Genomic DNA, 13,147 nt, shown 5'->3' on the forward strand with positions numbered 1-13,147 from the left:
GTCCGCAAAGCTTTGTTTAAAAGCAGTTTCTGATTTAAGTGCAGCTTTTAAAAATCTTTTTAATCCATTTATCCCGATAGCTATCGGGAGTGGCAAAACTTAGTACCTCAGCATCTTAGAACCTCAGCACCTTAATAATGCCATCTCACAAAAGCCTCCATTGCTGCGTAGCTTGAAAGTCCCATTTGTTGGTAAACTTGTGCCGTTTCTCGGTTTCTATCTTCAGCTCTCTGCCAAAATTCTCTTGCATCAGTTCCCTGAAAAACAACTCCGTCTTTTTGAGATTGGTGTTTGAAGATTCCGTGGCGTTTTGCCAAAACCTGATCCGGGCTCATTGGTACCGCCATTTCAACTTCATCAATTCCCCATTCCTGCCAAGCTCCTCTGTACAACCATAGCCAGCAGTCGTTCATGAAGGATTTTGGTTTTAAAGCTTTTACCGCTTCAAAAATAGCATCCAGACAAACTTTATGTGTTCCGTGCGGATCTGCTAAATCTCCTGCGGCATAGATTTGGTGCGGTTTGATTTTTTCGATCAAATCCATTGTCAGCTGAATATCTTCTGGTCCGATTGGTTTTTTCTCAATTGTGCCGGTTTCATAAAACGGAAGTTCCATAAAATGAATCTGGCTGTCTGGCAGACCTACAAAATGACTTGTTGCTCTAGCCTCCCCTTTTCTGATTAATCCTTTAATGTATCTTACCTCTGGAATATCAATTTCGCTGTTCTTTTTATTTTCTAAAAATGTATGTGCTTTTTGGTAAATGTTATCAGCCTCTTCACTTTTAATGTTGAATTTCTCATTATAATCAATCACAAATCTTGCAAAACGTAACGCTTCATCATCTGCAACAGCAATATTTCCAGAGGTTTGATACGCCACGTGTACTTCATGTCCCTGTTCCTGCAGACGCATGAAGGTTCCTCCCATACTGATAATATCATCATCCGGATGCGGACTAAAAATCAGCACACGTTTTTTAGCCGGCTCTGCCCTTTCAGGACGGTTGGTGTCTTCTGCATTTGGTTTTCCGCCCGGCCAGCCCGTGATTGTATTTTGAAGTTTATTGAATATTTTAATGTTGATATCGTATGCAGGGCCATAATCTGTTAATAAATCACTCATTCCGTTTTCGATATAATCGGCATCGGTAAGCATTAAAATTGGTTTTTTTAGGTCTAATGCTAATCCTAATACTGCTTTACGAGTTAATTTATCTGTCCAGACAATTTTTTCTACCAGCCAGGGTTTGTTGATTCTCGTTAATTTTGAAGAAGCTTCTTTATCTAAGATAAAAACAGCATTATCATGTTCCTGCAAAAATGAAGCTGGAACGCGGTTGGTTACTTCGTCTTCAACGGATTTTTTTACAATATTAGCTTTTCCTTCTCCCCAAGCCAATAGAATAACTCTTTGGGCTTCCATAATTTTCTTTACTCCAAGCGTAATAGCTGTTCTTGGTGTATTGTTTAATCCGAAGAAATCTTTACTTGCTGCAACTCTTGTGATATGGTCTAAAGCTACTAATCTTGTTTTTGAGTTTTGAAGCGAACCCGATTCGTTAAAACCAATATGTCCGTTTCCTCCAATTCCCAAAATCTGCAAATCGATTCCACCTAAAGCTTCAATTTTTGCTTCGTATTCGTGACAGTAATCTGCGATTTGCTCTTTTGTTAAAAGTCCGTCCGGAACGTGAGCATTTTCAGGTAAAATGTCAACGTGGTCAAACAAAAATTCTTTCATAAAACGAACATAACTGTTGATTGAATTGGGTTCCATCGGATAATATTCATCCAGATTAAAACTAATTACGTTTTTAAAACTCAAACCTTCTTCTTTATGAAGTCTTACCAATTCTGCATAAAGTCCTTTTGGAGAAGAACCTGTTGCCAAACCTAAAATACAAGGTTTGTTCTCTTTTTGTTTTTCTTTAATCAAAGCCGCAATTTCCTTTGCTACTTCTTTTGAAGCTTCTGTTGAATTTTCAAAAACAACAGTATTGATGTTTTCGAATCGCTTTTCGAAACCTGTTGCTTTGTCTATTTTACTTTTTAACATTGTGGATATTTTTAATATGTTTTTGTTTAATTTTTTAATGCCATTTGGTTAAAAAAAGGCATAAGTTGAGCTGGAACACATCAAATGTGATATTTGAGTGCTTGATTTTTTATGTTGAAATAAAAATGTTTGTGTTTATCTAAACTTTGACAAAGTTCTGCGTGTCTATCTTTGTCGAGTTTTTTTAGCGCGGTTGCTTCGTTCCTCGCAATGACCTACTTTGCATTACTTACCATTTCCTGTATTTATGTCCTTTAAAAGCAAAAAACACAATCATTAAATAAGCTGGCAATAATATTAAATAGGCTAATTGATTTCCACTTTTTGCGGTTTCTGTAATTCCCGCTGCCACATTAGAAGCATTAATTGAGTCGGCAATCATTCCGTAAAATAAAGGAAAAACGGCACCGCCAATAATTCCCATAATCAGAATTGCACCGCCAATTTTTGTGTATCCACCCAAATCCTGAAGTGCCATTGGCCAGATCGCCGGCCAGCAAAGTGCATTTGCCAAACCTAATAAAGCAACCAAAATAATAATCAACGGTAATTGTGGAATTCCCGGTAAATGAACCATAATTTTTGGAGAAAGTATTACGATTAAAGCAACCAAAATAAGTCCTAAAAATCCAGAAACTTTTAAAGCAGAAACCTGAGAAACGTATTTCGGAATCAAGGTAATTCCTAAAATATAACCGATAACCATAAAAGTCATAGTAAACGAAGTCAGTTTTAGATAGAAAGAGCCGTTTTCTCCATAAACTCCCAATTGTTTTCCGAATCCACCGATGGAATCTCCGGCTAAAACTTCGGCAGCGATATAAACCATTAAGGTAATTACGCCGAAAACCAATTGCGGATGTTTGAAAGCGGCTTTTATTTGTTTGAAAATACTCAGATTTTCTACTTGTCCTTCATCATCTAAATCAATTTCCGGAAGTGGAGAAAATTTTACCAAAACAGCCAAAACCAGCATAATCACTGCCATATAAATATATGGCGACTGCAATTGCAAAGCCAATGCATCTAAAGCCGCTTCTTTTTGTACCGAAGTCATAACGGCAATTTTATCAGCCGAATAATCTCCAATATTAGACAAAACCAAAGATGTCAATAATAACGGAGCGAGAAAACCTGCCAGTTTATTTGCAATTCCCAAAACGCTGATTCTCGCTGCGGCACTTTCGCGCGGACCAATTACAACAACATACGGATTTGCAGCCGTTTGCAAAACTGCCAAACCAGTTCCCATTACAAATAAAGCGATTAAGAAAAGTCCAAAAGTTCTGGCTTCAGCGGCGGGATAAAATAATAATGCACCAACGGCAATTATTAATAATCCAACTGAAATTCCGTTTTTATAACCTAATTTTTCAATTAAAAATGAAGACGGAATCGCCATTACAAAATAGGCAATATAAAAGGCAAAAGTCACAAAATACGATTGTGATTCAGTTAGTTCGCACGCTAATTTAAAAAATGGAATCAGCGGTCCGTTTAACCAGGTTACGAATCCAAAAATAAAAAACAATGAGGTTAAAATAACCATAGGAATCAAAGTGCTGTTTTGCTCTTTTTTTAGTGTAAGATCTAGTTGTGACATATTTTTGGTTTTGGTTTTAGGTTAATTTTGGATTTATTTACTGACTAATTGCTGATGGTAAAAAAGAATCGTTTCTTCTAATGCCTGATCGATTGTATACTCTGGTTTAAAACCTAATTGGTTGAATTTTTCAGGATTTGCTTTAGAATGTTTAATATCGCCGGGTCTTTCGTCTAAAAACTTAATCTGCGATTTAGAATTGGTGATTTTTATAATCTTTTCAGCAAGTTCTAAAACCGATGTACTATGTCCTAAAGCAACATTATAGGTTTCGCTTCCTTTTTGCGAAGCCAGAATATTAGCTTTTACAACATCTTTTACATAAATAAAATCTCTGGTTTGCGAGCCGTCTCCGTAAATAGTTATAGGCTCGTTTTGAAGTGCTTTATTAATAAAAATAGGCACTGCCGCCGCATAGGCCGATTCGGGATTTTGGCGCGGACCAAATACATTAAAATATCGCAAAGAAGCTGTTGGAACCTGATATTGATCTAAATACATTTTCAAATAATATTCTCCATCTAACTTTGTGATGGCATATGGTGTCATTGGTTCCGGAAACATGGTTTCAACTTTCGGTAAAACCGGATTGTTTCCATAATTCGCTGCCGATGTTGACAATACGACTTTACAATTTGCATTATTTTTTGCTGCTTCGAGAATATTAATTGTTCCGATGGTATTGATTTCGATACATTCTTTGATTTTCAAAAGAGATTCCGGAACGCTTACTAAAGCTGCTAAATGAAAAACACCGCTTGCTCCGCTTATTACTTCGTTAACCAGATTCTCATCGCGAATGTCGCCTTTTACAAATTCAACATTTAATCCGTTTAGATTGTGTTCGAATCCCGTTCTAAGACTATCAAGTATCAAAACTTCGTGTCCTTGACTGGATAAATGTTCGGCAATATGGCTTCCTATAAAACCGGCACCTCCGGTAATTACATATTTTTTCATTTTTTTTATTTTAATGATCCAACGAAATTCAAATTATAATCTTCCATTTCTTTGAATTGTTCCGACAGACTTTCAATCAGCTTAAACTGGTTTCTTGAACGATCCAGATTATGTTCCGGATATTCTGTTTTATAATACACGTCGTCATTTAAAAAATCGGTTAAAAAACGAAGTGCCATTATAAATGTCATTGTTTTTGCGCCAAGCGGAAGATATTTTATTTCCAATGTCGAAAGTGATGAATTCGTTTTTTCTAAAAATCCTTTTACATACGCTTTGTAAAACTCCAGATTGAAGTTTACCAAATCTAAATTTTGTTCGTCTTCGGCCGCTGTATTGCAAATAGTTCTGATCGCATCTCCAAAATCATAATGAATAATTCCGGGCATAACAGTATCAGTATCAATTACACAAAGTCCTTTTTTGTTTTGGTCAAAAAGTGCGTTTGAAATTTTTGTATCGTTGTGCGTAACTCTTAATTTAATTTTTTTGGCATCTTTTAAATTTTGAAGAATATGCATTTCTTCTTTTAAATCCTTAACATTCTGAATTAAGATTTTTGCCTGTTCGATTCTTTGTCCAGAAGCTTCTTTTAAAGCCGTATCAAACTGTGAATAACGAAATGCCATATTATGGAAATTCGGAATTACTTCTGTCAATTTTCTGGCATCAAAATCGCTGGTAAGATTTAAAAATTCACCAAAAAGTTTTCCGCCTTCATATGCAATTTCTTCATTTTTAACGGTTTCAAAAGTCAGACTTCCTTCAATATAAACCATTACATTCCAGAAATTTCCATCTTTATCCTGATAATAAAAAATGCCTTTTTTTGTTCCGATAAAAGTTAAAACCCTGCGCTTTAATTCGGCTTCAGACAAATGTTTTAATTTCTTCTGTAAATGTTTACTAACGCTGACTTTATTAGCAATTAAACCCGGAACATCTTTAAAAACGCCTTCGTTTATGCGCTGTAAAATAAATTGTTTACCACTTTGAGTTGTTAGCAAATAAGTGTCATTAATATGACCGGAAGACAGTTCTTCAAAGGTTTTGAAAACCTCAATATGATCAAACTGTTCGAATATAAATTTTAGTTGTTCGGCTGTCATATTACCAAAGATTTGTTGGATAAACTTTTTGCGCTCTTAACTTTTCAATTTCTTTTTTTACTATTTCTTTATCCTCTTTATACGTTACCCCAAACCATTTTGCATTGGACTGAAGCACTTCGACAGACGCATTATCTGATTTTAAAATCTCGTTTACGACAGATGTAATAAAAAATTCGGCTTTTAAATCGTGTTCATTATCTTTTAGGAATTGCTCAAAAAGTGCGCCTCCAAACTCAAAACATTTTGGTGTAAATCCCCAAAAATTCATAGAAACGATTGTATTTTCATCAATCGGAATAAATTCTCCATTATCGTCTTTACGCATCAGTTTTCCATCTATTTTTTCGATGTGAGTGCGTTCTGTAACATCGGTTAAATAATTATTTTCATCAACCTGACATTCTCCTCTGGAAACAAAACCATGATCTGAAACAGTATTTTTTAAAAGATACGCCATCATATTAAAATTGTATGATTCTTTATCCATTTCTGTCAAGGCTTTTGCCATAATTTCAAAAGCTTCTTTTCCGTAAAAATCATCGGCGTTTATGATGGCGAAGTTTTCTGTTACTTCATCTTTAGCCATTAAAAGTGCGTGTCCGGTTCCCCACGGTTTTTTTCTTTCGGGATTTAAGTATTGTGCGGGAACATTTTCAATTTCCTGAAAAACATATCCTACTTCAGCTTTTCCTTCCAGTTTTTTATTGAATATTTCTTTACACTCTTCTTCAATGTTTTTACTTATAATAAATACAAATTTTCCAAAACCTGCCTGTAATGCATCATATATCGAAAAATCCATAATGGTATCTCCTTCGGGCGTAAATGTATCTAACTGTTTTAATCCTCCATATCGACTTCCAATACCTGCCGCCAGGATCACGAGAGTAGGTTTACTTTTGCTCATTTAAATAGTATTATTAGTTGGTTATTATTTTTAAAGTTTTTGGTCTTTTTTCGGCTTTTCTAAATGGTTTTATAAAAGCGGTTATTTTGTAATTTTTAGATATTGAAAATTTCTCTTATAAAATGAAAAATAAATATTAATCTGACAATTATATCGTTAATATCATGCGTAATGTGATTAATATTCGGCTAAAGTATATATTAATATTTTATAAAAAAAGAAAATTGTGTTAAAATGTGCTCGAACACAATAAAAATGTTTTCGAACACATGTAATTTAATATTTTCTCATATTTGATTTTTATATATATTTGTTTCTATATGGAGAAGATTTATACTATTAAGGATATTGCGGAGCTTGCGGGAGTCTCAAAAGGGACTGTTGACCGCGTTTTGCATAAAAGAGGAAAAGTGTCTGAAGATGCTTTGAAAAAAGTCAATGAAGTTCTGGACAAGATTGATTACCAGCCTAATTTGATGGCACGAAGCTTAAAGAAAAAACAAATTTATTCTATCTGCGTCCTAATTCCTGATTCTGCAAACGATCCGTATTGGCAGCCTTGCATTGATGGCATTAATGAAGCTAAAAAAGAGTTTAAATCTTTTAACGTAAAAGTGGAGGTTTTCCTTTTTGATCCTACTAGCACTTCTTCTTTCGTAGAAACGAATCAAAACGTATTAAATTCATCTCCAGATGCGGTTTTGCTTGTTCCGTTATTTCATAAAGAAGCTCTTGACGCTATTGAAACTTACAATTCTAAAGGCATTATTTCGAGTATTTTTAATAATCAGCTTAAATCGAGCGCCATCAAAAGTTTTGTTGGACAGGATTTATTTCAAAGTGGAAGAATCGCCGCGCGTTTATTAGATTTATTGATTAAGAAAGGTACCATCGCAATTGTTCATATTGATGAAGATTACGAAAACGCTATTCACATGCAGGAAAAAGAGAAAGGTTTCCGAGATTATTTTGATTCACTTGAAAAAGGAAAATTCGAAGTTAAAACCTTCAAAGTAAAACATCCGCAGTTTAAAACTACTCTAAAAGAATATCTGGAATCAAATCCAGCTATTGAAGGTCTTTTTGTTACGACTTCTAAAGCGTATCAGGTTGCGAAGATTATTTCGAAAAATCCTGAAAGAAAAATTGCGCTTGTGGGTTATGATTTATTAGAGAATAATCTGGAATATCTGAACAATAAAACGATAGACTTTTTGATTCATCAAAACCCGAAACGTCAGGCTTATCTTGGAACGACAAGTTTGATTGAGCATTTTATTTTTGAAAAAGAAATCAGCCCTGAAAAGTTACTTCCAATTGATATTGTAAATACGGAGAACGCTAAGGATTATTTTTTATAGTTTCTTTGCGGGTATTTATTTAAACATATAGAAACATAGGTTTTTTGTGGTGCTTAAAAGGCATTTCACTTGCATCAATACACACACAATCTTGTCATCTCGACGAAGGAGAGATCTGCACAAGAAACTCTACAAAGATTGACGATTTTTCATGCGGAGTTTCTTGCGCAGATCTCTCCTTCGTCGAGATGACAAACTTTGAGAACTATGTGTAGAAACTTGTTTCTTTGATATTCTTTTTTTGATATTCTTTTTTTACACATTTAAACCTATGTCTCTATGTGTTTAAATCTTCGCTATTTTAAAATCAGCGTTCCAAAAGAACTGGCGATATGAAAATTTGGAGTTTCCGTATTTGGATTTACCCACGTAATCCACGTTGGTTCAAAAAGTTTATTCTCTTGTTTGATATATTTGGCTCTGAAAATTCCGGCTTCAATAACGTTATCTTTTATCAATTGAAAATTTTTCAGCGATTGAATGCTGACTGAGAATTCTACAATAAAATGATCGCTTTTTATACTTGATTTCACCGACAGATTATTTTCTGGCCAATTCCAGTCAAAATCAAATCTTTTTTTAGGAGAAGCCATAAAATCCATAATTCTTGGCGTCGGATCAATTTCCAGACAATAATACGGATTCAGGTTTTCATCTGTTCTGAAAAAAATTTCTACGCGGTCTGATTCTCCAATACTGTCAATAGAATCGTCTTGTCTGTCAATGTGTATGTTATCATCATAAACCTTGTAGCAGAAATACATATTTTCGGTATCCCATAACGATCTGAATTCTATTTTTTCAGGTTCTAAATCGCTCCAGGGCGAAGTAAAATCGGTTAGAATTTCTGCCTGATTCCAAAAAGGATTATCTCCCAAACCATTTATTTGTAAAATGTTTTTTTCGATTCGGTTTACATTGTAATTTTTCATTTTAAAAAGGTACGAAATTTTAAAAAGAAAAAGGAGCAAAAGAAAAAATCTTCTGCCCCTGAACTGCATTATTTTAAGTAAATTTTATTGTGTGTTATTTCGTTATCAGCATTAATTTGAAGGATAATTAATTGGGAATTTACCTTTAAACCTGAAATATTAATTCTTGCTGATTCAACAGAACTGAAATCTTGTTTTAAAAGCTCTCTTCCATTTAAATCCAATAAAATCACATTAGCTGATTTGACACTTTTTCCGAAATTAATATTGATTTCATCTGAAGCCGGATTTGGGAAAACAGAAAAACTCGCTGCTGTTTGTTCTTCGGCAACTGCGATATTTGCTTTTTTAGCTGTTGATCCTGTCTGAAGTTCAGAACATCCAATATCGATTCTTCCGTTTCTTTTTCGAATATCATCATCAAAATCCAAAGTTCCTGAATAAGTCGAATTGTAAGTTGGATCTCCTTTATCTGTCGCAAAAGCTCCAGAAACCAGTGTAAAATTAAAAGTTGCAGCGTTTGTAAATCCTGGTAAACCAACTACAGAATTAACATCTTGTCCTGTTGTTGTGGCAAACTGCGCCGCGTTATACGATCCAGTTGTTGAGCTTCCGTTAAAACTTGTTCCCGTTAAATCGATGATAAAATCAGTATTTGTTTCTCTGTAATATAAATTGTAGTTTGAAACAAAACCTGAAATTGTATATCCGTATGAAGCTAAAAATGCTTTTTTATTGGTCGTTGCATACATGATATTGTTTTTATAAGTGATTCCAGAACTGTTTTGAAAATGTACTTCACCTCCAAAATTATCAGCCAATGTAGCAACCGAAGTTCCTTGAATAGTTGTAACTCCGTTAATGGTTGCACCGGTTCTGTTTTTATAAAAAGTATTATTGAAGATTTTGGTATTCGCAACACTTGTTGTGTAACCAGAACCGTTAACACCTCCAAAAATTGCTCCGGTTATTACATTGTTATAAACCGAATTGTTGTTTACAATATGTCCTGTAGAAAGTCCGCCGTTTCCGGTTGAAGTATTTTGTTCTGCACCAACAGAAAGCCCTACTCCACATCTAAAAACTTCATTTCTTTGTACCGTAATGTTTAAAGCTCCGTCAACATAAATTCCGGCACTGTTTGCAACTGCACTCATACAATTAAAAACTTCGTTTGAAGCAATTATACCATTTCGCGCCTGATTATTACTTGAAGCTCCGGTTGATAAATAATTCCCAGCAGCCACAATTCCGATATTGGCAATATCATAAACCGTATTTCCTGAAACCGAAAATCCGTTTACGTTTCCTGTTACCGTAACAGCTTCTCCCCAGCCGGTAGCACAATTGTTTACTTCATTATTATCGATTTTTACGTTTGTAATGGCATAAGTTCCGTTTCCACCATCTACTTTAATGGCGTTGGCCACAATACCGCTGTTTGCAGGAATTGCCGAAAGATTATTACTGGTCCAGCCGATATTTTTAACAATACAATTTTTGATTGTGATGTTATTTAAATTGGCTGTTGCGCCAGAATTGGCCAAAATCCAGATTCCTTTACTTCCGTTTCCAATTTTGTTCGAAATAGTCAAACCGTCAATGGTAACATTGCTAGTATTTACGATTCCAAGAACATAAGTATCTGTACTTGTCCATCCGGAAGCATTTACAATAACGGCTCCAGATCCGCTTTTTTGGATTGTTAAAGGTTTTCCAACATAAATTGGACCTGTTACGGCATAAGTTCCGGAAAGTACTAAAACGGTTCCTCCAGATGGCGCGGCCTGAACTCCTTTTACAATCGTTTTATAAGGAAGCGCGGCAGTTCCTGTTCCTGTTGTATCGTTTCCTGTTGTAGAAACATAGGTTTGCGAAAAACCTTGTATAAAGCAGAATAAAATAAAAAATGTAATTTTCTTGACTTTCATAATTTTGATATTTTGGGTTAACAACTAAAAAAAATTATAGATAGAATATTGCAATATTTTCTATTTCAAATACGCTTTTTCTGTACTTCAATTTCGAACTCAAAAACATCGTTTTAATGTTCTATTTTATTCTTTTTGAATAACATAAAAAAGCTTATTTCTGACTAAAGTAAATATTGTATTCTAATTTGCAAGAAAATAATTAGAAAAAATGTGTTCGAACACAAAATTTTAATATTTTGAAAGTTTTTTATTACATGCTTTTAATGTTTTTTGAATAAATACAAAATGTGTTTGAGCACAAATAAATATTATACTACAAAATAATTTATTTTAAAATTTGAAGTATAAAAAAACTGCCTTTAAAATTTAGGTTTTAAAGGCAGTTTTTTATTCGTAATTCTGAGTCTTAATTTTTCAATCTGTATTTATTGAAAATGATAAAAACTACACCTACAATTAAGAGTAAAGAGATGTTCGCTAATCCTAATAAAAATTGACTTTTTACTGCATAAATATTTACGAAACTATAACTAAAAAGTGCACTTACCATATAAGCGCCACCACCGGTTAATCCGCTGGCAACTCCGGCATTTTTAGAAAATCGGCTTAGACAATAACCCAAAACGATATTGTAGATAAAACCTCCGCAGATATTCAATCCCATTGTAAAAGCAACCAACGTATAAATATTACTTTCAAACTGACTTGTAAAAATCATGAGTAAAGCTAAAATCAGCTGAATAGTTATCGCTGTTCCAACTTTTTTTGCCAATGGTTTTTTGATTAATGATTTTGCTGTGATTCCGCCAATCATAACTGATAATCCGGACAATAAAGCGCTGTAACCGGTTTCGATTGCCGAATATCCAAAAATGCGTTCTATGATAAACGGACTTGATAAATTGAACATTAAAACGATCGCAAAAGTGATTCCCAGAATTACGAATCCTAAAGTAAAATCCTTAGATTTCAGCATGTTCGAATATGTATTGGCTATCGATTTGAATTTAAACGGATGACGTTCTTTGATACTTTCTCCACTGTAAATAAGTTCTAAAAATAAAATAAGTAAAGATAATCCGCCAAGGAAATAAAAATTAGATTTCCAGCCAAAACTGTGTTCTAAATATCCGCCCAAAAATGGAGCTAAAATAGGCGCACTTGCCCAAATTATAGAAAACAGACTTATGTAACTTTTTAATTTTTCGCCTTTAAATAAATCTACAAAATAAGCGCGTTTCGCAATTACGATAAAAGCAATGGCAATTCCCTGAATAATTCGCATCGCGTATATAACGTATATATTGGGGAAAAGTGCTATGATAAAACTAGTTATAGAAAATACAGCCAGCGACGCAATACTGATTTTAAATCGCCCGAAACTATCTAATATACTGCCGATAAAAATCTGGCTTATACCGAGACTAAACATAAAAAATACCAGCGTAAGCTGTACTGCCGATGTTGAAACATTCAAATCTTTTGTCATTGCCGGAAGCGAAGGCAGATAAACATCTGTCGCAAAACCTGATAACGGAATTAAGGCCAAAGCCAATATGGTGCTGAATCCTTTATGATCCTCTTTTAAATTTCTCATTCTTATTATTAATTAATTTATTACAAAATAGACCGTTCGGTCTAAAATATTTTAAAAAAAATATGTTATACAACATATTTTTCGAATTCATTTTTTAAGATTTCTAAAACAATTTTCATCTGGTCATTGTTATCAAAAACTTTTCGGCACAAAATAGCGCCTTCAATCATTGTAAATGCCATAATACTAAATTTTTCCGGATTAATTTCTGGCAATAGTTCATTGTTGTTAACTCCCAATTCAATTATATCCGTATATCTTTTTTGCGCTGAGCCAATAGCTTTTTTTACCTGTTCTTTTATAACAGGGTTGGTATCATCTGCTTCAATCCCAAAATTTAAAATGGGACAGCCGTCGGTCATATTATTTTTATTTTCATAAACCGCCAATAATTTATAAAGCTTTTCTTTTGCAGTTTTTCCCTGCGAAACTGCATTGTCTAATTTGGCAGCTAACTGCGATCTTAAATACAAAAATGATTCTTTGCAAATTTCTTCTTTACTTTCAAAGTTTCCGTAAATACCTCCTTTTGCCAGTTTTGTCGCTTCCATAATATCACTTAAAGAAGTTCCTGCCATTCCTTTTTTATTGATAATCTCTGCCGATTTTTCAATAATAAATTGTCTTGTACGTTCTGCTTTACTCATAATCTTTTTCATTTTGACACTGCAAATTTAGACC

At 34.0% G+C, this 13,147-nt stretch carries 10 protein-coding genes; 1 reads left to right on the forward strand and 9 read right to left on the reverse strand.

Translation table 11 applies throughout. From position 1 onward, the window contains the following. Positions 1 to 131 precede the first annotated feature (131 nt). From nagB to ABDW27_RS05860, 5 genes are all read right to left on the reverse strand, one after another. Positions 132 to 2,060: a glucosamine-6-phosphate deaminase gene (nagB, locus tag ABDW27_RS05840; protein WP_343695013.1), complete on the reverse strand. Its 1,929-nt coding sequence runs from the start codon at positions 2,058 to 2,060 to the stop codon at positions 132 to 134. 229 nt (positions 2,061 to 2,289) lie between these two features. After that, complete coding sequence (locus tag ABDW27_RS05845; RefSeq protein ID WP_343695014.1) at positions 2,290 to 3,663, reverse strand: sugar MFS transporter; 1,374 nt, start codon at positions 3,661 to 3,663, stop codon at positions 2,290 to 2,292. 33 nt (positions 3,664 to 3,696) lie between these two features. After that, on the reverse strand, positions 3,697 to 4,623 hold the full coding sequence (locus tag ABDW27_RS05850) for an NAD-dependent epimerase/dehydratase family protein (RefSeq protein ID WP_343695015.1): 927 nt from the start codon (positions 4,621 to 4,623) through the stop codon (positions 3,697 to 3,699). 5 nt (positions 4,624 to 4,628) lie between these two features. After that, entirely contained in the window at positions 4,629 to 5,732 is a 1,104-nt protein-coding gene (locus ABDW27_RS05855; RefSeq protein ID WP_343695016.1) for an aminoglycoside phosphotransferase family protein, read from the reverse strand. Between the two features lies 1 nt (position 5,733). Then, positions 5,734 to 6,642 (reverse strand): sugar phosphate nucleotidyltransferase, encoded by a 909-nt coding sequence (locus ABDW27_RS05860; RefSeq protein ID WP_343695017.1) that lies wholly within the window; start codon positions 6,640 to 6,642, stop codon positions 5,734 to 5,736. 320 nt (positions 6,643 to 6,962) lie between these two features. On the opposite strand from ABDW27_RS05860, the gene ABDW27_RS05865 reads away from it, so the two are divergent. Further along, positions 6,963 to 8,003 carry a substrate-binding domain-containing protein gene (locus tag ABDW27_RS05865; RefSeq protein ID WP_343695018.1) on the forward strand — a complete coding sequence of 347 codons (1,041 nt, stop codon included), beginning with the start codon at positions 6,963 to 6,965 and terminating at the stop codon, positions 8,001 to 8,003. Between the two features lie 296 nt (positions 8,004 to 8,299). On the opposite strand, the gene ABDW27_RS05870 is transcribed toward ABDW27_RS05865, so the two are convergent. The 4 genes from ABDW27_RS05870 to ABDW27_RS05885 form a co-directional block, all read right to left on the reverse strand. Then, complete coding sequence (locus ABDW27_RS05870) at positions 8,300 to 8,935, reverse strand: sugar-binding protein (RefSeq protein WP_343695019.1); 636 nt, start codon at positions 8,933 to 8,935, stop codon at positions 8,300 to 8,302. A gap of 68 nt (positions 8,936 to 9,003) precedes the next feature. Next, entirely contained in the window at positions 9,004 to 10,866 is a 1,863-nt protein-coding gene (locus ABDW27_RS05875; RefSeq protein WP_343695020.1) for a T9SS type A sorting domain-containing protein, read from the reverse strand. A gap of 409 nt (positions 10,867 to 11,275) precedes the next feature. Further along, a complete protein-coding gene (locus ABDW27_RS05880; protein WP_343695021.1) occupies positions 11,276 to 12,466 on the reverse strand; it encodes an MFS transporter in 1,191 nt (396 codons plus the stop codon). Between the two features lie 65 nt (positions 12,467 to 12,531). After that, on the reverse strand, positions 12,532 to 13,113 hold the full coding sequence (locus tag ABDW27_RS05885; protein WP_343695022.1) for a TetR/AcrR family transcriptional regulator: 582 nt from the start codon (positions 13,111 to 13,113) through the stop codon (positions 12,532 to 12,534). Positions 13,114 to 13,147: the final 34 nt, after the last annotated feature.

The sequence above is a fragment of the Flavobacterium sp. genome, assembly GCF_039595935.1.
Lineage (GTDB): Bacteria > Bacteroidota > Bacteroidia > Flavobacteriales > Flavobacteriaceae > Flavobacterium.